Origin of the sequence: Companilactobacillus nodensis DSM 19682 = JCM 14932 = NBRC 107160 (assembly GCF_000615905.1) — a bacterium.
In the GTDB taxonomy this organism is placed as follows: Bacteria; Bacillota; Bacilli; order Lactobacillales; family Lactobacillaceae; genus Companilactobacillus; species Companilactobacillus nodensis.
The window spans coordinates 11,069-34,287 of sequence record NZ_BAMN01000008.1 but is presented as its reverse complement, the minus strand read 5'-3'; the positions used below and the strand labels follow the sequence as shown (position 1 = coordinate 34,287).

General features: G+C 37.9%; 17 protein-coding genes, 1 other RNA gene and 5 pseudogenes. 7 read left to right on the top strand and 16 right to left on the bottom strand.

What is annotated here, in order from left to right; all coding sequences use genetic code 11:
* Positions 1–68: 68 nt before the first annotated feature.
* Together JCM14932_RS07235 and JCM14932_RS07230 are read right to left on the bottom strand one after the other, a co-directional pair.
* Positions 69–1,310 carry a CAP domain-containing protein gene (locus JCM14932_RS07235; RefSeq protein ID WP_025024297.1) on the bottom strand — a complete coding sequence of 414 codons (1,242 nt, stop codon included), beginning with the start codon at positions 1,308–1,310 and terminating at the stop codon, positions 69–71.
* A 128-nt stretch (positions 1,311–1,438) separates the two neighbouring features.
* Positions 1,439–2,308 carry a DegV family protein gene (locus JCM14932_RS07230; protein ID WP_025024296.1) on the bottom strand — a complete coding sequence of 290 codons (870 nt, stop codon included), beginning with the start codon at positions 2,306–2,308 and terminating at the stop codon, positions 1,439–1,441.
* 163 nt (positions 2,309–2,471) lie between these two features.
* Between JCM14932_RS07230 and JCM14932_RS07225 the strand changes: the two genes are divergently transcribed.
* A complete protein-coding gene (locus tag JCM14932_RS07225) occupies positions 2,472–4,124 on the top strand; it encodes an Rqc2 family fibronectin-binding protein (RefSeq protein WP_025024295.1) in 1,653 nt (550 codons plus the stop codon).
* A gap of 22 nt (positions 4,125–4,146) precedes the next feature.
* Here the strand turns inward: JCM14932_RS07225 and JCM14932_RS14895 are convergent, their stop codons facing one another.
* From JCM14932_RS14895 to JCM14932_RS14885, 7 genes and pseudogenes are all read right to left on the bottom strand, one after another.
* Positions 4,147–6,543 (bottom strand): ATP-binding protein, encoded by a 2,397-nt coding sequence (locus JCM14932_RS14895; protein ID WP_034542821.1) that lies wholly within the window; start codon positions 6,541–6,543, stop codon positions 4,147–4,149.
* Positions 6,537–7,625 carry a carbamoyl phosphate synthase small subunit gene (locus JCM14932_RS07215; protein ID WP_025024294.1) on the bottom strand — a complete coding sequence of 363 codons (1,089 nt, stop codon included), beginning with the start codon at positions 7,623–7,625 and terminating at the stop codon, positions 6,537–6,539. The genes JCM14932_RS14895 and JCM14932_RS07215 overlap by 7 nt, the downstream gene beginning before the upstream one ends.
* A gap of 45 nt (positions 7,626–7,670) precedes the next feature.
* Positions 7,671–8,198, bottom strand: coding sequence for a bifunctional pyr operon transcriptional regulator/uracil phosphoribosyltransferase PyrR (pyrR, locus tag JCM14932_RS07210; RefSeq protein WP_025024293.1), 528 nt, complete (start codon positions 8,196–8,198; stop codon positions 7,671–7,673).
* A gap of 103 nt (positions 8,199–8,301) precedes the next feature.
* Positions 8,302–9,225 carry an RluA family pseudouridine synthase gene (locus tag JCM14932_RS07205; RefSeq protein WP_025024292.1) on the bottom strand — a complete coding sequence of 308 codons (924 nt, stop codon included), beginning with the start codon at positions 9,223–9,225 and terminating at the stop codon, positions 8,302–8,304.
* Complete coding sequence (gene lspA, locus JCM14932_RS07200) at positions 9,206–9,670, bottom strand: signal peptidase II (protein ID WP_025024291.1); 465 nt, start codon at positions 9,668–9,670, stop codon at positions 9,206–9,208. Before lspA ends, JCM14932_RS07205 begins: the two co-directional genes overlap by 20 nt.
* Positions 9,670–11,351 (bottom strand): annotated as a pseudogene (locus JCM14932_RS14890) (formate--tetrahydrofolate ligase). The gene lspA and the pseudogene JCM14932_RS14890 overlap by 1 nt, the downstream one beginning before the upstream one ends.
* The gene (locus JCM14932_RS14885; RefSeq protein WP_235700555.1) at positions 11,335–11,688 is read right to left on the bottom strand and encodes an EbsA family protein; all 354 of its coding nucleotides are present in this window, start codon (positions 11,686–11,688) and stop codon (positions 11,335–11,337) included. Before JCM14932_RS14885 ends, JCM14932_RS14890 begins: the two are co-directional and overlap by 17 nt.
* A 74-nt stretch (positions 11,689–11,762) precedes the next feature.
* On the opposite strand from JCM14932_RS14885, the gene JCM14932_RS07185 reads away from it, so the two are divergent.
* Positions 11,763–12,155, top strand: coding sequence for a reverse transcriptase-like protein (locus tag JCM14932_RS07185; RefSeq protein WP_025024290.1), 393 nt, complete (start codon positions 11,763–11,765; stop codon positions 12,153–12,155).
* Positions 12,156–12,231: 76 nt separating this feature from the next.
* Positions 12,232–13,244: pseudogene (gene lplA, locus JCM14932_RS14880) on the top strand (lipoate--protein ligase).
* 65 nt (positions 13,245–13,309) lie between these two features.
* On the opposite strand, the pseudogene JCM14932_RS14875 reads toward lplA, so the two are convergent.
* Positions 13,310–14,736: pseudogene (locus JCM14932_RS14875) on the bottom strand (C69 family dipeptidase).
* Positions 14,737–14,884: 148 nt separating this feature from the next.
* On the opposite strand from JCM14932_RS14875, the pseudogene JCM14932_RS14870 reads away from it, so the two are divergent.
* Positions 14,885–15,829, top strand: a pseudogene (locus JCM14932_RS14870) (magnesium transporter CorA family protein).
* A gap of 5 nt (positions 15,830–15,834) precedes the next feature.
* Here the strand turns inward: JCM14932_RS14870 and JCM14932_RS07165 are convergent.
* The 4 genes and pseudogenes from JCM14932_RS07165 to JCM14932_RS07155 form a co-directional block, all read right to left on the bottom strand.
* Positions 15,835–16,953 carry a THUMP domain-containing class I SAM-dependent RNA methyltransferase gene (locus tag JCM14932_RS07165; RefSeq protein WP_025024289.1) on the bottom strand — a complete coding sequence of 373 codons (1,119 nt, stop codon included), beginning with the start codon at positions 16,951–16,953 and terminating at the stop codon, positions 15,835–15,837.
* Positions 16,954–17,023: 70 nt separating this feature from the next.
* Positions 17,024–17,378, bottom strand: an RNA gene (rnpB, locus tag JCM14932_RS16310) — RNase P RNA component class B.
* Positions 17,379–17,672: 294 nt separating this feature from the next.
* Positions 17,673–18,062: pseudogene (gene gpsB, locus JCM14932_RS17110) on the bottom strand (cell division regulator GpsB); the annotation flags it as partial.
* 72 nt (positions 18,063–18,134) lie between these two features.
* Positions 18,135–18,686 (bottom strand): SLOG family protein, encoded by a 552-nt coding sequence (locus JCM14932_RS07155; RefSeq protein WP_025024287.1) that lies wholly within the window; start codon positions 18,684–18,686, stop codon positions 18,135–18,137.
* A 133-nt stretch (positions 18,687–18,819) separates the two neighbouring features.
* Between JCM14932_RS07155 and recU the strand changes: the two genes are divergently transcribed.
* From recU to JCM14932_RS17105, 3 genes are read left to right on the top strand one after another with little or no spacing between them, the layout of a single operon-like run.
* The gene (recU, locus tag JCM14932_RS07150; protein WP_025024286.1) at positions 18,820–19,458 is read left to right on the top strand and encodes a Holliday junction resolvase RecU; all 639 of its coding nucleotides are present in this window, start codon (positions 18,820–18,822) and stop codon (positions 19,456–19,458) included.
* Positions 19,455–21,380, top strand: coding sequence for a transglycosylase domain-containing protein (locus JCM14932_RS14860; RefSeq protein WP_051528085.1), 1,926 nt, complete (start codon positions 19,455–19,457; stop codon positions 21,378–21,380). Before recU ends, JCM14932_RS14860 begins: the two co-directional genes overlap by 4 nt.
* Complete coding sequence (locus tag JCM14932_RS17105; RefSeq protein ID WP_235700554.1) at positions 21,377–22,060, top strand: hypothetical protein; 684 nt, start codon at positions 21,377–21,379, stop codon at positions 22,058–22,060. Before JCM14932_RS14860 ends, JCM14932_RS17105 begins: the two co-directional genes overlap by 4 nt.
* On the opposite strand, the gene JCM14932_RS07140 is transcribed toward JCM14932_RS17105, so the two are convergent.
* Complete coding sequence (locus tag JCM14932_RS07140) at positions 21,943–22,593, bottom strand: endonuclease III domain-containing protein (protein ID WP_025024285.1); 651 nt, start codon at positions 22,591–22,593, stop codon at positions 21,943–21,945. The two genes, JCM14932_RS17105 and JCM14932_RS07140, sit on opposite strands and share 118 nt — an antisense overlap.
* Entirely contained in the window at positions 22,593–23,216 is a 624-nt protein-coding gene (locus JCM14932_RS07135; RefSeq protein WP_025024284.1) for a DnaD domain protein, read from the bottom strand. Before JCM14932_RS07135 ends, JCM14932_RS07140 begins: the two co-directional genes overlap by 1 nt.
* Between the last annotated feature and the right edge of the window lie 3 nt (positions 23,217–23,219).

Here is a 23,219-nt window from a genome sequence, read left to right as displayed (position 1 = left end):
TTTTCCCCATAAAAAAAGAGATGTCTATTTAGACATCTCTCAATAATATTCAAATGTTGAGTAAAATCCTAAGCACCCGTTAAATCGGTCTTCAACAACCATGCGTTAGTACCGATACGATACATTTTAACGCCTGTGTTAGAATTCGTTGAACGTCTATCTGTCTTCCACATTGTACCTGTAGGAACTCTTGTACCTGTTGCTGTACCATTATCACTATAAATCATAGCATTATCAGTAGTAGTTACTACGGTACCAGCTAAGAAGCTTGCCCAAGGTGTTACATCATCGGCAAGTACGAATCCATTATTGCTGACATGGTAATAAAAAGTATTGTCCATAATTGCAATAATATCTGATGCCCAAGATGTATTCTCAGCGAGTGTTAAATCTGTCTTTTGACCATATCTATCATATACAGAAACTGGAGTACTCTTAGTAGTCACACCACCACGTAAGTCAGCAACTACGTAACCATCTCTAGCCTTGTAGTCGGCACTCTTACGCTTAGAATCAACTAGGTTGTATTGTGACACATTAGCGTAGTCATTCTCATTAGTTAGGTAATAACTGTATAAGTCACTGGCAGCATATCTGCTGTGTGCTTCAGCATCATTTCCCATTTCTTGTGAGAAGTAAACCATACCATTAGAACCAACACTTACACCAATACCAACGAAATTGATATATGGATTAAGCATATTCTTACGGTGACCATAATTTGGTTGTGGATCATAATTCTCACTATAGAATTCTGCAGTAATCTTTTGAGCAATTACGGTTGGATCAGTAGTGCCAAGCATAGTAAATGGCATTTGAGCAATATTCTCTTCAGCATCCAAATAATATGGATACATGTTAGCTGAATTCCAACCAGCGTGATCATCAACACCTGAAGAAGTGAAGCTATCAGTTCTCGTCTGTGCGTATGTGTTCAAAACATCAACTGAAGCCAATGCATTCAAGCCGTTTTGTGCACGTAAACTATTAAGTTCAGTCAACATGGCACTTTTAACAGCTGAAAGGTCAATATCTTGAACCGATTGAACAGTAGCAGATCCATTAGTTGATGCAGCGGTCGAACTTGCTGTAGAAGTAGATGTATTACTGTTTGCAGTGCTATTTGTATTAGTATCTTTGACAACTTGATTATCACTGTCATTTTGACTATTAGTTGCGGTAGATACTGTCGTGTCACTATTTGTATCGGTTGAGGTTGTATCAGCCAATGCAACGGTGCCACCGAAACTAGTACTTAACAATACACCTGTTGCTAAAAGTAAGGCTACTTTTTTCGTGTTAGAAAACATAATAATCCCCTTTTCTTCATGTATAGCTAAACTAAATTTTACCCTAAATAAAAATTAAATAAAGACTTAATTAATACTATTATTTTAAAACATTGGGATAAAATAAAAAAGCCTTACGGCCTTTATAATTAAGATTTGTCAAAATCACGCATCCAGGCAATGGCCAGAGCATCTTTACCAAGATGGGCACCGATAACTGGACCAAAGTATGATCGGTCAATAGTTAGGTCAGGATATTCAACCTGTAGTTGTTCCGCCCATTCATCTCCAGATCTTCTGTCGTCAGCATCAATAACTAACAATCTAAGAGGTTCTTTTGACTTTTGAATGGCTCGTTGTAGCTTTTCTTCGGCTTTTAGTTTAGCCTTTTTAAGGGAACGAACTTTGTCATAGGCAACTATCTTGTGTGATTTATCATCAAACTCAAGTAGAGGCTTAATATTCAACATTGTACCGATGACTGCAGAGGTGTTCGAAAGACGACCACCTTTAACAAGATTCTTAAGATCATTAACAACGAACGATTCACCCATAGAATTACGCAAAATATCAAGGCGGTCGATTATTTGTTGCTTTGTCTTGTTATCTTGTGCCATACGTGCTGCTTCTTGAACCATGTAGCCCATAAGGCGTACAGTTATCCATGAGTCGTATACGGCAACGTCAATGTCTTCAATTGTTTTGGCTGCTGTCTTAAGATTATTAACAAATCCGGAGATAGTACTTGCTAAATGTATAGAAATTACGGTATCATAGCCTTCTTTAGCCAAGTTATCGTACAATTTCATCATCTCACCAATCGAAGGTTGAGCAGTTGATGGTAGTTCTGGTGAATTTTGAAGTAATTCATAGAACTCTGATGTAGTAATATCAATATCTTCACGATAAGTTTTATTATCAAATACTACTTCGATCGGTACGACTGTTATATTATTATATTTATCGACTATTTCTTGTGGTAAGTATGATGTACTGTCTGTTACAATGGCTATTTTCATAAATTTATCAATTCCTTGTTTGTTTACGTATAATGATTGTATAACCTTTTGATTATATCATATTCATTCGGGAAATTTTTACTACGATGAAAAAATCAAAATTTGTTTCAGAAATTATACAATAGTCTTACATTTATTTGCAAGATAAGAAAGGATCATACATATGTCATTTGATGGAATGTTTACCCATGCAATGGTAAACGAATTAAATCAAAATCTAAAGGGTGGACGAATTGCAAAGATTCAACAACCTTTTGCCAACGAACTAATACTGACTGTCAGAAGTAATCGTAAGAATCAGCAACTATTACTTTCGGCACACCCCAGCTACGCTCGTGTACAAATCACTAAGCAACCATTTGCTAATCCAGCAAAACCTTCTACTTTTGTAATGTCACTGAGAAAATATATTACTAGTGCCATTGTTCAAGATATTCGTCAGTTGAACAATGACCGTGTTGTGATGATTGACTTAAGTGCCAAAAACGAACTAGGAGATATTCATGAATTTACATTAACAACTGAAATCATGGCTCGTCACAGTAATATTTTCTTGATCAACAAAGAAACTGGGAAAATCGTCGATCTAATTAAGCGAGTTTCTCCAGAAAACAATAGTTTCCGTGGATTGCTACCAGGTGATGATTATAAATTGCCACCTGCACAAAATAAAATTAATCCCTTCACTGCTGCTGATTCTGAATTCTCAGGTTTGAATGACGCCAAGGATATCAGACAGAAGTTTGAAGGTATTGGAATCGATACTTCCAATGAAATGGCAAAGTCTGACAGCATCCCTGAGTTCATCAATCACTACGATGATATTCACCCAAACACAGCCAAGATGAATTCCAACAAGAAGCTAGGCTACATGCCTATCCTCTTCCCTAATACATCCGAAGTGGTTAATACCTACCCTACCCTAAGTGACCTGTTGGATAGTTATTATATTGATCGTGCAAGAATCGATCGTATTGAGCAGCAGACCAAATCAATAACTAATAGATTAGACATAATCCTCAAAAAGGATAAGTCAAAAGTCAAAAAGTTAAACAAGCAACTTGAACAAACTAACATCATGAGTGAATACAAACTTTATGGCGAACTCTTAACAACTTACATGTCACAAGTTGAACGTGGTTCTAAGTCAGTTACATTGACTAACTACTACAACAATGAGGAAGTAACCATTAAGCTGAATCCTGAGCTGTCACCTTCAGATAATGCACAAAGATACTATAAAAAATATCGTAAGTTACAAAATTCCATCCCACATATCAATGAACAACTAGAGATTACTACTAATGAGATCAACTACCTTGAGTCTGTTCTAGCATCCCTAGAATACGTTGATATTGAAGATGTTGATGGAATTATTGAAGAACTGATCGACTCTGGATATATCAAGAAACGCAAAAAGAACGGTCGTAAGAAACGTAAGAAGAAGATCGGTGAACCTTTCAAGACAACTAATGGCACTGAGATAGTTGTTGGTAAGAACAACCTTGAGAATGATCAATTAACTATGAAACTATCACAGAAGAACCATTACTGGTTCCACGTTAAAGACATCCCTGGTTCACACGTTATTCTGAAGACTAGTGATCCTGACGAACAGTCAATCACTGAGACCGCAACAATTGCTGCATACTATTCTAAGGCACGTGAATCATCAAAGGTTCCCGTTGATTATCTCCAAATCAGAAATATTCGTAAACCTAATGGTGCTAAACCTGGTTTCGTTATTTTCGAGGGTCAAAAAACGATCCTTGTCGATCCTGACAGAGATTTAGTGAACAAACTAAAAGAAGACTAGCCCTTTGGCTAATCTTCTTTTTTTATTTGAGCAATTTTGCAAGTTGCTCTTTGGTACTTTCAAAATCCAGTAAATTATATCTCTTATCATCGACCGTCAACAAATAACGATTGTCCTGATTATTGAAAATCTCTTCAAGAGTCTTATTATCTTCAATCTTATTACCAAGAATCAGTTTGACCAACGTATCGATCACATGGACTGAACTTGCCAGCTCATGGCGAATGATATCATCAGTCATCCCTTCAAACGACTTAGTAACGACCCAATGATCATTACTTCTAACGAATTCGAAGTTAAAGACATTCACTTCATTATTATCTTCTAACTCTTGTTCAATCAACTTGGAAATAGCACTTCTATCCGCAACCGGTAAGAAGTTATTGTACGAGCTGATCTCAAACGAATGTCCATCACTTTCTTGACGATAAATAACCGACGGAACTAAGTAATTATTACCGTCAGTCACAACCATTGCTCGAAGAGAAATCTCTCCAGGCATCTCAACGTTCTTCAATTGCTTAGCATTAATCTGAAAAACATTATCAACTTGGTCATCTTCATTCAGGTGCTTCGAAAAATCAATCACTTTAAAAATACTTTCCTCAGGTATTAAATCAAGTGACTTCATCTCCATGTACGGATCATCTATCTCAATAACCTTTTCTCTAGAAGACAACGGTGCTGTCCATGGCTCACGTCCGATGACAATAGCTTCCAGTCCATTCTGAGCAATTGATTGAACCAACTGCATGAGGACAAACTGGCGAACCATAATATCCGTCTTAGAGGTAATAATCGGTGATCTAACAATGATTTTATTCTTATCACTTAACTTCAGGTCACTTTTGATACCCGCAGTAACGAAAAAGTTTTGATTATTATAATTTCGATTCGAGACAGTGATCGAACGTTTACTCTTAACGACTGTTTTCGTAACAACGTCGTCGCTATCTAGTAACAACTCGCTTTGACCAACGCCTTTTACACCCATTTCAACCAAGCGTTCAATGTTGTCAGTACTTACTTCATCACCATCAATCAAGTTACTAATATCAAGTAGATTCTTTAGCACAGTCAAGTAAGGCATATTGATACCAGTTATTTCTGACAATACCGGCATTTCAAACTTACGTCTCAAAGCCTCTATTAAAACATCCAGCATCCAGTTAGTTGGGTGAATGATTTTTTCAAATAACTGATCATCATCTAACTTGCTTAATTGCTCACGGCGCTCTACATTATGATTCAACTTATCATTCAAAGCACCCTTGTTGAAGACTTCCTCAATACTGAAACCATTAACGACAATACTTGAATCAGACGTCTTACTTGGTCCTAAGTACTTTTGTCCCTTAGCTGACCATTGAGGGAAACGTGATGTTATGTGGTCTACAAATGGTTCAGACGCACCGTTAAAGCCGCGTCCACCATCTAGTTGTAGTTTGTCCAAGTGGTAACCCAAACTTAACTCAACGACCGCTGTAGCAATCGGATAACTTGTCGCGTATTCCAAGAACTTTGTCTCTTCACTTAAGCGAGGAATGAACTCGGTAATGAAGTATTCATTAGTCTTGTGATTATAAGCGAAGTGGACGGTACAGACTCCAACAATATCGAAAGCCTGTGCGAGCTTCAATGAAGCTGTGCGCATCTTTTGTAACTTGGAATCATTCAAAGATATCGCTGGTGAAATCAAATTGGAATCCAAATGGTGAATACCAATAGGTTCAATATCCTCGATCGTTCCAATCAAAGCTGAATTATCAAACTTGTCACGAACAACGGTAAATGAATATTCACTGAACCCACGAATACTACGTTCGATCTCAATTCGAGAATCTTCAATATCTTCCAATGCCATGAAGTTGTCGAGTTCAAACAAGTTGTTGATGTTAGTCCAACCACTCGAGTGACGATTAGAATAACGTCTTCTTGCAATAATTGGAAACCCAATTGAACGAATAAAACTATAGATTTCTTTTTCATCATCTGACGAAACAAAATTGATCACTGGTAACTGGCTCTCGGTTAACTTCTGAATAAATAGCTCACGTTTGAATGTTGCTAAGGAAGCCATGTAATTTGAACCTAATATTTTCACACTACCAATTTTACCATTCAAGCTTGAGACGATTCCTAAGGCATTGCGATCACCAACCGTTGGTAAAATTGCATCTGGATGATATTCATGTACGTATTGCAATACATGTTCACCAGTAACTCGAGCAACTACGATACGGTCGAAGTATTTCCCAGAAGAAAGTAACGATGTTGGATCTTCAACGATGACAGAAGTCTTATATCCCAATTGATGTAAAATTTCGACTGTATCATACATTGCTGTCGACAAATCGACATTCTTATCACTGGTCGTCGGACCAATGACTAATATACTGTGTGGTTCACTTTCTACCACTGATCAACACCTCCATCATCTTGAAACTTAATTGAATCGATCAAATCTAAGAATTCATCGAATACATAATATCCATCATTAGGTCCAGGTGCAGCCTCTGGCTCAAACAAGACACACATGATCGGTAAGTATTCGTGTCGAATACCTTCAATGCTTCCGTCAGCAACGCAGATATTAGTCACGATGAAATCAGACGAGCCAATATATTTTTGATCGATGGTATAAGAATGATTGTGGTTAACAAAATCGATCTTACCACTGGCGACTTCTTTAACTGCTAGAGATGATTCATGATGTGGCTGTGCCAGCTTGATGATCTTGCAATCATTGGCTAATGCTATTAACAGATTTCCTAAACCAATACCGAGAATTGGATATTTCTTTTGTAGTGCTTTGATTGTTTTAATAGTCTGCGGGATATCACTCGGAGATCCTGGACCATTTGAAAAAATAATTCCATCTGGATGTAGATTTTCGATTTCTTCTGGTGTGGCGTTGTAGTTCACAATAACGGAATTACAATCACGATATGATAATTGACGCAAAATTGAATACTTCAATCCCAGATCCACAACCACAATTTTGATCCCCATATTAGGATTTGGATATGATTGTCGAGTTGAAACGCGCTTAACCAAATCTGGAGGCAAGACTAACGCTTTGATCTGGTCAATAGCATGCTCATCATGCGTGTCCATAATACTAGCCTTCATCTCACCGTGTTCAGCAATGTGCTTGGATAGTTCTCGGACATCGACGTTCTTAATACCGGGAATTCCTAAACTAGCGATCCAGTCACCAAAAGAAATCGAACCATCAATTGTCGATGGACTTGATGAACCAATGACGACACCTTTGCATTGAGAATTGATGGATTCATAAAAATCACGATTTATTCCTGAGCTACCGATCGATGGTATCGCAAAAGCCAGTATCTGGCCTTCAGCGTCGGGGTCCGTCACTGATTGTTCGATACCGGTACGATTGTTTGAAATTACTAATTGTCCAGTTGTAATAATACTTGATCCAAAACCTACACCTGGAAAAACTGTTCCGTCTTCTAAAATTAAATAACGCTTCATTAAAAGCAACTCCTAAAAAATCATTCCATAAATCAAATTGGATGATTACTCGATTTCGATTTTATCCTCACCATCGATTTCCTTCATAGAAACCTTGATCTTTTCTTTTTGAGAAGTAGGGATATTTTTACCAACAAAATCAGCACGAATTGGTAACTCACGATGTCCACGATCGACCAATACAGCCAGAGAAATCTTCTTAGGACGTCCAACGGTCATCAAGGCATCCATGGCAGCACGGATAGTTCTACCAGTATACAAGACATCATCAGTTAAGATAACGTGCTTATTGTTGATGTCAACACCTAATGGCTGTGGCACTACATCAGCCGGGTTCTTTTCTTCATGTGTCACATCGTCACGATACGGAGTAATGTCTAATTCAGCGACAGGAATGCTGATGTTTTCCAATTGCTTCAGACGTGATTCGATTCGGTGTGCGACGTAAACACCGCGTGTTTTGATCCCTACTAATACCAAATCATCAATTCCCTTATTTCGTTCGATAATTTCATATGTAATGCGAGTCAATGCTCGTGTCATAGTTTGTCCGTCAATTATCTCTTTAGCCATTACAACTTTCTCCTCTTCTTTAAAAAAGGCACTCACGACGTGAGTGCCTTAATTTATTTCTCACTGTACTAGATTCTAACTAAATTTAGACCAGAGTACAATGTCAAAGCTGATTAGTCCGCAATTTTTCTAATGTTTCTTGAAAGATCTTTGGAGGTTCAACAGAAAATTCCATCCACTTGTGTGTTCGAGGATGTTCAAATCCCAGTGTCTGTGCATGAAGGAATTGTCCATTACCAGCTAAAGTATTCTTAGGACCATACAATGGATCACCAGCCACTGGATGGCCGATATATTGCATATGTACTCTAATCTGATGAGTACGTCCTGTTTCCAATTTTAATTTGAGCAGCGAATAATTTTCAAATTGTTCCAAAACAGTAAAGTGTGTGACTGCGTGACGTCCGTCATCAACAAATGCTTGTTTCTTGCGGTCGATTTTTGAACGTCCAAGTGGTGCATTGATCTTACCATTGACCTCTTCGAAGTTACCATGAACGATTGCGAGATATTCACGCAAGTTCGTCTTAGCCTTCAATTGTTCCATCAGTGACTGTTTAGCTAAGTTATTCTTAGCAATCATCAATAAACCAGAAGTATCCTTGTCGATACGATGAACGATACCTGGACGAATCATGTCGTCGTCATTGATCTTGCTATGATAGAGAACAGCGTTGACCAAAGTACCGTCACGATGGCCAGCAGCGGGATGGACGACCATCCCTTGAGGCTTATTCACAACAAGCACATCTGAATCTTCATAAACAACATCAATTGGAATATCTTGTGGAATGGCTTCGATCGGTTCTTCCTCAGGAATTGTAATATCGATCTTGTCTCCTGAAGTTAATTTCATTCCTGTTTTGGCAGCAGGTTCGCCATTAACCAAAATGTTACTATCTTTAATAAACTTTTGAATTTGTGAACGAGTTAAGTCTTCTAAACTATCATTCACAAAACTATCTAATCTAGTCTTCTTTTCTCCGTCGAAAACTAAATGTATGGGATCATTTGCTATTTTTTTCACCTTCCGTCATAAATATCAAGGAAATAATTATTAATATCACGCCAATCGTAATATAAGTATCAGCTAAATTAAAAATTGGAAAATTTATGAAATCGAAACTAAACATATCAACCACAAAGTGACGTGTAAAACGATCGATTGCATTTCCAATAGTTCCAGCTAATAAGAATAACAGAGAAAAGCGATAAATATAATCTTTTTTATCAGATTTAACAAACAAATAAAGTAAAATGATTACCGCCACAATGGTAACAATATAGAAGAAAATCATTTTTCCTTCTAACATACTCCACGCTGCACCGGTATTTGTAATGTGTGTCAAAGACAAAATACCGGGTATAAATTCGTGAAAGCTCATTGTAGGGATGTTGGTAGCAACATAATACTTCAATGCTTGATCACCGGCAATCAGTGCGACGAATAGTACGACATACACGACTGGCACTAGAACAGCCCGCTTATTCTGCCATCATTATCAACATCCATGTTTAATGCGGCTGGTTCTTTTGGTAATCCGGGCATCGTCAAAATACTTCCAGTCAATACAACGATGAATCCGGCGCCTAACTTAGGAACGAGTTCTTTGACATGTAAAGTAAAGTCTCTTGGACTACCTAATTTTTTAGGATCATCGCTTAGTGAATACTGTGTCTTAGCGATACAGACCGGTAGATCATCCCAAACGTTATCCTTGAGTGTTTGTAACTGACGTTGTGCCTTGGGACTGTACCCAACATTGTTTGCTCCATAAATTTCAGAAGCAATCGTATCGATTTTTTCAATCGTTGGTTGAGCGTCTTCATATAATCTCGTGTAATTGGCATCCTTATCAGCAGCTTTAACAACCATCTTGGCTAACTCAATACCGCCTTTGCTACCATGATGATGAATATCAGCAACTTGCACTTCAACACCTAACTCATCACACAGTGTCTCCAGCAACTTGATTTCATTATCAGTATCAGTAGCGAACTTATTGATTGCAACAACTACAGGAACATGATAGTAACGCATATTCTGTACGTGACGCTTAAGATTTTTGAATCCAAGATTCAAAGCATTTAGATCTTCGTTTTCAAGATTCTTCAATGCCTGACCACCATTGTATTTTAAAGCTCGAATCGTTGCCACGATAACAATAGCATTTGGAGCATGATCAAGCTTTGGAGCAACGATATCCATGAACTTCTCACCACCGAGATCAGCACCAAAGCCTGCTTCAGTAATTGTATAATCACCAAGCTTCATTGCTAACTTAGTAGCCAAGATACTGTTACATCCATGGGCAATATTAGCGAAAGGTCCACCATGAATAATAGCTGGTGTATTCTCAAGTGTTTGAACCAAGTTGGGTTTCAAAGCATCCTTCAGCAACATCGTTATTGCACCTTCGACATGCAGATCACGAACATAAATAGGTTTCTTATCATATGTATAGGCGATCAGAATGTTGGCAATACGTTCCTTTAAGTCGTCCAGATCTTGTGACAAACACAAAACAGCCATTAATTCACTAGCAACTGTAATTTCAAAATGATCCTGACGAGGGATCGAATTAGCGGGACCACCTAGTCCGATAGTAATATTACGCAAAGCACGATCGTTAATATCCAAGGCACGCTTCCAAATAATACGGCGAGGATCGATATTTAATTGGTTACCTTGGTGTAAATGATTATCGATCAAGGCTGCCAATGTATTAGTAGCACTAGTCAAGGCATGCATATCACCAGTAAAGTGAAGATTTATATCTTCCATCGGCACTACTTGGCATAGCCACCACCAGTAGCTCCACCCTTCATCCCCATAACTGGACCAAGGGAAGGCTCACGTAAAGCCAAAATAGATTTTTTACCAATTGCTTGCAGTGAATCTGCCAAACCAATTGCTAAAGTTGATTTACCTTCTCCAGCTGGAGTTGGATTGATCGAAGTTACCAAAATCAGCTTACCATCATCATTTTTCATTGCTTTACGAATACCACTAGAAGCAATCTTAGCTTTGAAATGACCGTATTGCTCTACATCGTCTGAGGTCAGACCTAATTTTGCGGCAATTTCATTAATGTTTTTCATTTTGTCATGCTCATTGATCTGAGCTATCTCAATATCACTTGGAAATGACATCTGCATCACCCGCTTCTTTCTTAATACTGTTCAAAATCTTCTTGGTTGAAGTAATCTTTAATGGAAAATAATCATGATTCTCAAAAATGAACTCGAGTGTCCATTTACTATCGTTTTTCAACTTCACGTCAGACTGTTTGAAAACTCTGGCTTTGTAATAGTTAGGTTCTTTGATAATAATTGAACCGTTATCAAATTTTACCCATGAATTAGTTATAATATAAATTACGAGAACGATTCCTAAAATCCACGCTAAAAATGGAAGTATACTAAAACTAAATACTTCTAATTGCAGCACAACGCCTAAGCACAAAATACTCAGTGCGAGCGACCACATGATGATCCCCCATGAACCCGTGGTTGAATGAAATATTTCTTTGACATAATTACTCCTGAAAGGTTTTTAATAAGATGATTAAATTGTACACCGACGCCGGTTTAAATTCTAATTTAAATCTTGCCGCTACCGCCTATGTTATAAAATATAATGACCAAACAATCAATCGTGTTCAGCCACAAAATCCGACTGATAACCACTATCTGGAATTCTTGGCATTAAAATTAGCACTAGATGAGCTTTTAGAGCATAACTGGAACTCTGACATACTATTCATCCATTCTGATAGTAAAATTCTAACAGATAGTATAGACAAAAAGTATTCTAAACATTATCAAACTATCTTAGACGATATTTTAAAACAACTCACAAACTTTCCTTCATACTTTGTGAAACATATCGCAGACAAAGATAATCGATCCGCACACAGCTTAGTTCACCATGAGCTGATAAAATTGCGCAAGTGAAAGGTTTTTGATGTAAGATTTGTGAAAAATGTGATATTATTAAATCGCTTACAAAAATACTCAAGGGGGCTTTTTCATGTATTACGTTGTAATGAAGGACCGAGATATTCGTGACAACTTGGCCACAGAACAATACTTAATGAACAATGTTGAATTCGACGAACCACTTGTACTCTTCTATATTGAAGGACCATGTATCATTGTTGGCCGTAACCAAAACACAATGGAAGAAATCAATCCAGACTATATCAAAGACAATAATATTACCGTTACTCGTCGTCTATCTGGCGGCGGTGCCGTATATCAAGATCTTGGTAACCTATGTTTCAGTTTTATGGTTGACTCTGACGATAAGAACTTTGGTGATTTCAAATCATTCACACAACCTATTATCGACGCATTACACCAAATGGGCGCAACCACTGCTGAAGTTTCAGGTAGAAATGATTTACTAGTTGATGGTAAGAAGTTCTCTGGTAACGCTATGTACTCAAGAAATGGCAAGACATTCTCACATGGTACATTATCACTAGATGTTGACTTGGACGTTTTAACAAAAGCTCTACACGTTCAAAAAGACAAGATTGCCTCAAAAGGTATCAAATCTATCAGAAGTCGTGTAACTAATGTTCGCCCTTACCTTGCTCCAGAATATCAAAACCTTACAACAGAACAATTCCGTGACAAATTATTATTGGAACTATTCCACGCTAACTCATTGGATGAGATCAAAGGCCATGAATATGTAGTAACTCCTGAAGATCAAAAAGAAATCGATAAGATCAAAGAGAAGTACTACTATAACTGGGATTGGGTATATGGTAAATCACCTGAATTCACTGCCAAACAAAGAAAACACTTCGATATGGTACTGTTGATGTTCGTTACAATGTTTCCGATGGTAAAATCAAGGATGCTCAAATCTATGGTGACTACTTCGGTATGAAAGATGTTACTGACATTAAGAGTAAACTAATCGGTACGAAGTTTGACCGCGATGATATTCTTGCTGTACTCGATAAATTCAACTTAGATGACTATTTCAAAGGCATCCCACAAACTGAATTATTAAATCTCTTTACTCCATAAAAACTAAATGTCTGTAAACAAATAAATCTTCCTGATCAGAAATGACCAAGAAGATTTTTTGTTTACTATAAGTTTTGACCCTTTTCCCAAGTTGTCTTAGAAAGCATCAAGCCTTTTTTAACGATCGCATCAAATAACTTATGCGTACGACCAGAAACTGTAGCAGCTGTTTCCAAGCTGTTCTTAGTTAAGAGTTCCGCAACATCCCCGTCAAAAGACTTGGCTTCATTATCCGTATCTTCGATCCGTTGACGAGCATAGGATTGACAGTCATCCAAATACGCGTGGATCATATCTGAATATTCGTGATAATGTGGTTCGATCATAACTGAAAGTGTCTTCTCCAACCAATAAACATTGTTGACATCAACATCGTTAGTAGTGTTCTTATAATCGACCGGTGTATCAGTAATATTCGTGTAGAACGGTACATAAGGACTGTATGCAAAGAATCCAAGTGATAGCCATTGTACACCAGCATATTTAGCATCAACATCATTTCTGATCTGTAGAATTGATGAGGCTTGGTTACGATCCATTGCGATTGAACGGAATTGTCGTTGCTCGGCAGCCGTTCCAGATGCAAAAGTACCAAATGGATCGTACTTCGTTCCATTGTAGTGTGATGACAAGAAGTATTGGACATCTTCGATCGCAATCTTCTTACTTGGTTGTCTAGTTAATGGTATATCTTGAGCAGTTGGTTCTTGTTCAATCTCAGGATTAAATAACTTTTGACCATACCACGTACGTGGTGTGTTGTAATAAGCATCAGCTTCACTCTGTGTGCCAAAAATCCCACGGAAATTGAAATGACCTGGTTGTGGGTTCAAATGATGTTTTTCAACGAACTCAACTAAGTCAGTTGCTACTAAGAAGTTATCTGTATCATTAATGTCGACTTCTTGCATAACCGTTTGATTAGGTACGATAGCATATGTATCTTCTGGCAAGCGCATTGCTGCCCAGTGGTGACCACCAGCAGTTTCTAATAACCAAATCTCGTCTTTATCATTGAAAGCAATACTGTTACATTCACCAGTACCGTACTTCTCTAACAAAGCACCCAGACGAATAGCACCTTCCTTAGCTGTCTTAACGTATGGCAAGACGATCGTCAGCATTGCCTCTTCATCGATACCATCATGTACTAGTGGATCATAACCCAAAACTCGTGCATTAGTTGCGGTTGTCTCGGTTGAACTCATTCCCACATTGTATTCATTGATACCTGCTTCTTCATATTGTCCATCACTTTGATCAGCCTGTGGTGTAGCGGTGTAACGAAAAGCGTGATCAGGTAGCGGTACATGAACACCAGTCGTTATTGAAACATACTCAGCATTCTTTTGATCTTTTGCTTCATGAACAACAAACTTAATCGGATTGATTGGACCATAACCTCTTCATTACGGGCGACAATAGTGGAACCATCCATACTAGCAGCTTTACCAACTAGAATTTCAGTACAATCAGAACTTGTATTTTTCATTTACGTTCACTCCCTCTTTGCTTATTAGTATAGGATTAAAGCACGTGCTATACCAGAGGGATTATTAGAAAAATTATAATTTTTTAATTTATTTTATAAATAGGCAGAATTGCTTTTATGCTATTATTGTTTCCGAGGGAGAACAACTATGATAAATTCACAATTATTGAGTCAAGATCTAACTTTGATCGACATTCATTCCAAAGAAAACTTAAGTGACAAGGATCGTACTGAATTGATCGAGAAATACGAATTAACTAATGAGATTCTCGATTACGCAGATGATACCAACGAACGTGCACGTCTCGAATTTGACGAACATACTAATACCTTCTTGATTGTCTTCAACGTTCAAAGAGAAACCGTAATTGATGACAGTTTGTCAGATATTACCCTACCTGTTTCTTTTGCCATCAAAGACGACCAACTATTTCTGTTTACCAACAACGACACTCATTATTTGATAGATTACATTACTAAGGCCGATAACCACTTCACAGGTGACTTGGACGACCGCATATGGGAAATCATCTTCAACACATTTGACCAGGTCTAAAGTGACTACAATGACCGTATGAGTGAAATCAATCGAGACCGTAACAAAATCCAAGAACACATCAAACACAGCCGTTCTTCCAAAAACCAAATTTTGGAACTAGCTGGGCTTGAAGATTTGATTACTTATATCAGTACTGCCATTAATGGTAATTTCAACGTTGTTAAGCAAATCGAAATCATCTCATCGGGTAAAATTCAAAATATTAGTTTATCTAAGAAATCAAAAGAACATTTACACGACTCGATCGTTGAGATCGAACAGATTCGTGATCAAGCCAGTTTGAGTTCTGACATCATCGACAGAATATCTAATACATACAACAATATTTTGAATAACCAAACAAATACGACCATGAAAATACTGACAGTTTACACAATTGTCTTAAGTATTCCCACGATCGTATCGGGTTTTTATGGTATGAATATGAAGTTACCAGTCGCTGACAAGTGGTGGTCATGGTTCTTCTCACTTGCAATTACCGCAATCATGATTCTAATGATATTGTGGGATCTTCATCGCCGCAACAGTTTGTAACCAAATTAGTGACGTCTAGTAGCCCAGTATTGATAGTAATCAGCTCTGATTGAACCATTGTAGAGCTTACGTTTCTTAGTAGCTCTTTCACCGTAGTATTTTTCAAATTCCAGATCACTAGTTAGAATATACTTACTCCAAGTGGGAGCGGTCCTAAAGACTTCTCCCATTTCTTTGTATAGTTTTCTAACATTCTCCATGTCACTCATACGTTGACCGTATGGAGGGTTAGCGATGATGACGCCGTCATCACCTTCGATCTTCAGATCCTTCACAGCTACCTGCTTGAATTGAATATCATGAAGGACCCCGGCATCATGAGCATTGAGCTTAGCAATATCGATCATTGAACCATCAATATCACTGGCGAAGATATTTAGCTCAACATCTTTTTCACCGGCTCTAGCTTCTTCCTTCAAATTACTGATGATCTTAGGATCGAACCAATCGAAATCTTCGAACAAGAAGTGACGTTGAATACCAGGTGCAATATTTCTAGCTAAACGAGCAGCTTCGATCGCAATCGTTCCTGAACCAGTTGTTGGATCGATGAATGGCATATTAGGATGCCAAACTGTTAATAGGATCATTGCGGCCGCAAAGTTTTCCTTCAATGGAGCAGCACCGTGCTCGACACGATATCCACGTTTGTAGAGGGATGCTCCAGTTGTATCAAGAGTTACTTCAACTTCATCCTTGTGAATACGTGTTTCAATTTGGAAAGTTGCGCCAGATTCTGGCAATCTTCCACGACGCATATAAATATCAGCCATCTTATTAACGATGGCTTTTTTTGTAATTGCTTGAATATCACGTTCGGAATGAAGTGCAGACTTAACAGTTCTAGCTTTTATTGGGAATGCCGCATTCAATGGCAACCACTGATCCCAATCTATTGCATAAACTTTGTCGAATAATTCTTCGAAGGTTGTTGCCTTGAAAGTACCGATCAGAATCTTAATTCTATCGGCACTACGCAACCAAAGGTTAGCCTTGGCAATATCTTCATATTCACCTTCAAAATATACTTTGCCATTTTCTGTTTGAGTCTCATAACCTAAATCTTGTAATTCACGTGCGGTTATAGCTTCAAAACCGCTTGACATTGTTGCAATTAATTTCATTTCTACCTCTTCATGAGTTAAATTTTTATACAAAAAAAGGACGAACAAGTCGTCCCTTACCTTAGTAAATTTCTATAAGCCACGTTCTGTTCATGTACCGGCTAGGCACTCCGATACAGTTAGTAATCATCTATCTACAATTACGCCTTCACAGTAGATTCATTTCTCGTTATGAAGCGCCCCTACCAAAGTTTGGGTTGCCCGCTCGCGGGGTTTACCTCGTTCCACTATTACGGTTTCCCGTAATACTACGTCTCTGTGGCACTTTCAAGCTAGTAACACATGGTCGAAACTTTAGTGCGTTCGCTGCCGTTACCAAAAGGTACCTTGCTTATTGGGCCAAGCACGAACACTACAAGCATCTCAGCTCGTGCGGGCGTGGACTTTCCTCAGCTTAGATAACTAAGCCGCGATTACTCAAAATTTACCGATGAACTTATTATACACTAAAATTGATTAAAATTACCATTATTATTAATATTTCCATTATTTCCGTTAAAACCGTTCATATTTTGGTTTGGACGATTAGCTTGGAAATGATTAGGATCATTGAATCCTTGTTGTTGATTATTCATTTGTGGTTGTTGTTGCATACGAGGATTGATCTCGTTATGTCCGCTTTCCACACTGCTTCCAGCCATGTTGTTAGGAACGGCTGCTGAAGCAAATTGTTTTACTTCTTGGTTATTTTCGTCAGGAAGACCCTTTGAGAAGTCATGACCAAAGACACGGTTCTCCAGATTAGAAAGTCTTCTCAAAATATCATAATTTGTTGAAGATTCAGCAATAGAACTAGTTGTTGGTTGATTATTCATTTGTGGTCTTGAAACACGATTCTTGGGCATCTGTTGTTGAGCTTGCTTTGGTTGTGGTTGTTGACCCTTTGAACCAAGTTGAGCTTTAAGACCTTCGTTTTCTGATTGAAGACGATTCAACTCATTTGAATAAGCTTCATAATCCTTGATGATTCCATCTAAGAATTGATCAACTTCGGTTGGATCGTATCCTCTCATCTTTGTCTTAAATTCCTTTTGCAAAATATCATTTGGTTGGAAGTTTAAAACAAAATTATTGTCATTTCCTTGTGGATTTTGATTAAATCCATTCATTTGATTCATATTATTCATATTGAACACCCCAATTTGTGTTAGTTAATTATACCAAAAGAAGTAACTCTTAGGCTAGTTATCAAACATTATATTAGCAAAATCCTGCATTGTGTCAAAATCTACAAGTTCTAACTGATAGTCATTACCCGCAGATCGATAATTTTGGATAGCTTCATAATCATACTTTGGTTTGCCACCGCTATCCGGATCGTAAAAAATCATCGCACCATCGGTATGTTTCAACATAAAACTTTGCCATGTTCGCAACTGTACACTTGAATGATAACTCATATTAGATAATTTGTTAGTATAGTCAGCATTTCTTAAAAAAATATTTAGTAATTGCTGGTTATTCTCATTCCATTTTGCACCAAACTCAGAAAAAGGCAACATGACGGCATGTTTTATATCATATCCTTTATCTTTTACATCTTTGACTGCCTTGCCGACAATTTGTTCAGTGCCCAATTGAGCACCGGTCAAGACCCATTTCATACCGTCTTCGGCATAGTTGGTTAATCGTTCCGCAAAAAACTTTTGAATTACTTTTGCTTTGGGATCATCCGGTTTGAACAAACCAATCTCATATGAACGATATCCGGTTATCCATAAATTTTTTATCATTAAATAAATCTCCTTGAATATGTTACTGATATATTGCTGTATAATGTTCTAAATTAAAACAGAGTAGACCGAAGGCGCCCCGTCTTTCTCCTCTACTCAATCATGGTATAATGCTCAAGTAGGAGTTGATATTTTGAAATTTAATTACCCTGATGGTCGGCAATTCAACAGCCCATCATCACCTGCATCATCCAAGCTCTCAGCTGATACCTCCGCCAAAAAGAAACTGATTTTTGGTGACCGTGGTATGACCTTAGAGGAGGAAATAAATGAAAGCAACAAATATTATCGTAGTCATGACGTTGCCGTAATTTATAAAAAACCAACGCCTATACAAATTGTCAAAGTAGATTATCCCAAACGAAGCCGTGCTGTGATCAAAGAAGCTTATTTCGTTCAAGCTTCAACTACTGATTACAATGGTGTCTATCAAGGATATTACGTTGACTTTGAGGCTAAGGAAACGAAGCATAAGAATACCTTTCCTTTGAAGAACTTTCATCAACATCAAATCGACCACTTGAAAGCTTGTCAAAAGCAAGGTGGAATATGCTTCGTTATTATCAAGTACGTTGCTCTGAAACGGTATTTCATTATGCCAGCAGATAATTTATTTGAATATTGGGATGGACAAAGGCATGATGGTGCCAAGTCGATTCAGTTGCAGCAGATCATTGATTGCTCAATTGAAATAAGTCCCAATTATAACCCTACTTTACCTTATATTAACGCTGTTCAACAGCTTATAGAAAGTGGGAGGGAGAAAAAATGAGTAAAAAGAAAAACAACGCTCCTTCATCTAGTTCGATCAGCAAATCTATTTTTAAATGGATCCTTGCAATCATTGGTGTGCTAGTCGGATTATTCATTGTAGTCTTTATCTACTATGCAATGAGTGCTCCTGTTGTCAGTCAAGAAAACCTCCAAAGTGGTGGTTCTTCTACTATTGTAGACACTAATGGCAAGACTATCGCCTCACTAGGTGCCAATAAAAGAAATTACGTAACAATCGACAAAGTTCCCCAAAGAGTTCAAGATGCTGTCATCTCTATTGAGGACAAAAACTTCTATAACGAACCTTTAGGAATAGATCCAGTTAGAATTGTCAAGTCAGCAATAACTAATGTTACTAAAGGTACATTACAAGGTGCTAGTACTTTGACTCAGCAATTGATCAAATTAACAGTCTTCTCAACTGATGCCAAGGATCAAACTTTTAAGCGTAAGATGCAAGAAGCTTATCTAGCAATGCGCGTCAGTCAAAAATTTTCCAAGCAACAGATTCTTGAGTTCTACCTTAATAAGGAATACTTCAATAATGGTATCGGTGGTATCAAAACCGCATCTAAGTATTATTATGGTAAATCATTGAACCAGCTAACAATTGCTCAAACCGCAATGCTTGCCGGTATTCCAAATGCCCCAAGTAACTACGATCCATATGTTCATCCTGAGGCAGCTAAGAATCGTCGTAACCTCGTTATTTACGCTATGTATGAGAATAACAAGATTACTAAAGCCGAAGAAACTGAAGCTTTAAACACACCGATCGACGATGGCTTACAACCATACAAAAAGGTCAGCAACAGTAACGATACAAAACGTATCGTCTCTGATCCTTATATCAAGGAAGCTATAACTGAAGTTAAGAAAAAAGGCTTCGACCCCTATCGTGATAACTTAAAGATTACAGTCAATATGGATTACGCTGCTCAAAGAAAACTTTATAGCATCGTTAATTCAGGAAATGTTCGTTTCCAAGATTCCAAAGAACAAGTTGGAGCCACTATCGTCGATCCTAATAACGGAGAAGTTATTGCAATGATCGGTGGTAGAAATCTTTCAAATATTCAATTCGGTCTCAATCGTGCGGTTCAAACTTCGCGTAGCAATGGTTCAACGATGAAGCCTATTCTAGACTATGGTCCCGCGATCGAATACTTGAATTGGTCAACTTACCATCAAGTTGAAGATACTGCTTATACTTACGCTGGAACTGACATTGAATTGAAAGACTGGGATGAGGAATATGAAGGACAGATCAGTATGCGTGACGCACTGGTAAACTCCAGAAATATTCCAGCCATCCGTACCCTTAGTGATGTTGGATTATCCAAGGCCAAGGGATTTGCCAATAATCTTGGAATGGATCTCAAGAACAGTGATCCATTGAGTGTCGGTATTGGTGCCGAGGCATCTAGTTTACAAGGTGCTTCAGCCTACTCCGCCTTTTCAAATGGTGGAACTTACTACAAGCCAACTTACGTCTCTAAGATTGAAACTGCCGACGGTATTACTCATAGATACAGTTCTAAAGGCAAACGTGTCATGAAATCATCAACGGCTTACATGATTACTGATATGCTCAAAGGTGTACCAACTGAGTATGCCACATATGCTAATATATCAGGACTTCATCAAGCTGGTAAAACTGGTACAACTAATTATGATGACAGTGCCATTTCATCTAATTCAGCACTCAGTGGAACGGCTAAAGATGCTTGGTACAATGGATTTACTAAGAACTATTCAATGAGCGTCTGGACTGGATATGATTCACCTAATAGTGAAGGTATTGCAATGACATACCAGAGTGTTCCAGGTAAGGTCTACAAAGAAATGATGGAATACCTCCAGGATAGATCTGATAGTACCAACCTAACTGGAAGAAACCTAGTTCCGTTGTCAGATTGAATATCCTCGACAATGGATCGACATCAGCCATAGTTGCCCCTTCATCAAGTGGTGCAACGAGTGAATTGTTCGTTAAGGGATACGCTCCAAATAATCCTTATAAAGGTACTGAAAGTTATTCATCATCATCGAATAGTACTTCTGAATCTGGTTCTAATGATGTGACAACAACTAGACCATCAAGTAGCAATTCAGAGTCTACTGATGAAAATAACGATACCAGCGAAAACAATTCAACTACGACTGGTACCGGTACTACCGGCAACGACAGTAACAGTAATTCTAATGAGAACAATCAAGGTAACACTAATTCCAATAATAACAACACTGGAAATACTGGTAACAGCAATGGCAATAATAGTACTGGTAATAACGGTGGTGGTACTACTGGCAATGATAACAATAGCAATGGTAGTTCTAATGGCGGCGGTACAACTGGTGGTGACACTGGCAGCAAGGTGGAACTACTCAAGGTGGTTCCACAACTACCCAGAGCGGTACTGCTTCATCTAAATAAGCAAATAAAAAACATCAAAATCGAAATTTCGATTTTGATGTTTTTTTATATTTCAGCTTCATTTTCTTCATTTAATTTGTCACAATCAATGATTAACTGGCAAACTTCTTTTTCTGGAGCTAACTTCATCGAATACTTGCGGCCATATTCAATCATTGTGTGATGTGCTTGATGTAACTCTTCGGGCTTCATTACACCAACAATTTTATTCTCAACTTGTAGTGGGGATGCCTTTTGATCTACAAAATGTAATCTCTTAGAAATAGCAGAAACATGTGTATCAACTGCAAACGTTGGTTCATTGAAGACATCGCTCAACACAACATTGGCCGTCTTACGTCCGGCACCTGGCAAAGCCATGATACCCTTTCGATCTGTCGGTACAACATCATTCAATTCCTCATGAACGATTTTGGCGGTTTTGATAATATTTCGGGCTTTATTATGGAACAAGCCGACACTTTTAATAACACGTTCGACACTCTCGACGTCCGCATTCATCAAATCCTTAGGGTCTGGATAGAGTTTGAACAAAATAGGTGTAACTTTATTCACTGACACATCTGTCGCTTGTGCGCTTAAAATAACCGATACAAGATATTGAAATGGTGTTCTTGAATCCAGTGATGGACCAACTGGTCCGATATCTTCTTCCATCTGGTGAATAGCCCAGACAATCTGTTCATCTTTTAACATTAATATCCCAGCTTCTTTCGTCTTTCTTGGAGTTGTTCCGCTGTCTTAATATTACTCTTTTCCCAGCTGATTAGGATACGATCCATATATTTCATTGAATAGGCTTGATTGAGGATGGCCTCTTTCAATGCTAAATCAATCAGCTCAATCGAATAATGATCATCATCGATCCATTGATGCACTTGATCCTGTTCTATTGGAGAAATTGGACGACCAAATTCAACTTCGATCTTTTTGAATAATTCTTCGGTCGCAGACATCAACTGATTCTTTTGATTCTCGTCTGATTGCTGCGTCAGTAAAACTTCTAGTCGCTTAAAAATTGGTGTCAATGAATAAATATCACGTTGCTGATGATGATCTATCACTGTTTTTAATTCAATGATGCCCAGCTTGATCAAACCCTGGATAATCGTATAGATCGTTGATTCGTCCATGCCTGTGTCGTTGGCCATATTAGATGCCATTGGAAATTGAATTCCCTTTTGCGCATATAGAGACAATTCCAAATATACTATCAAGTCCTTTTCAGTCATGCCCAGCTTACTGTAATTTTGAATAATCAAATTACTAATGTTTGTATTCCCACTGGTCAAAAATTCATCAAAAGTATTCTCGTTCATTAA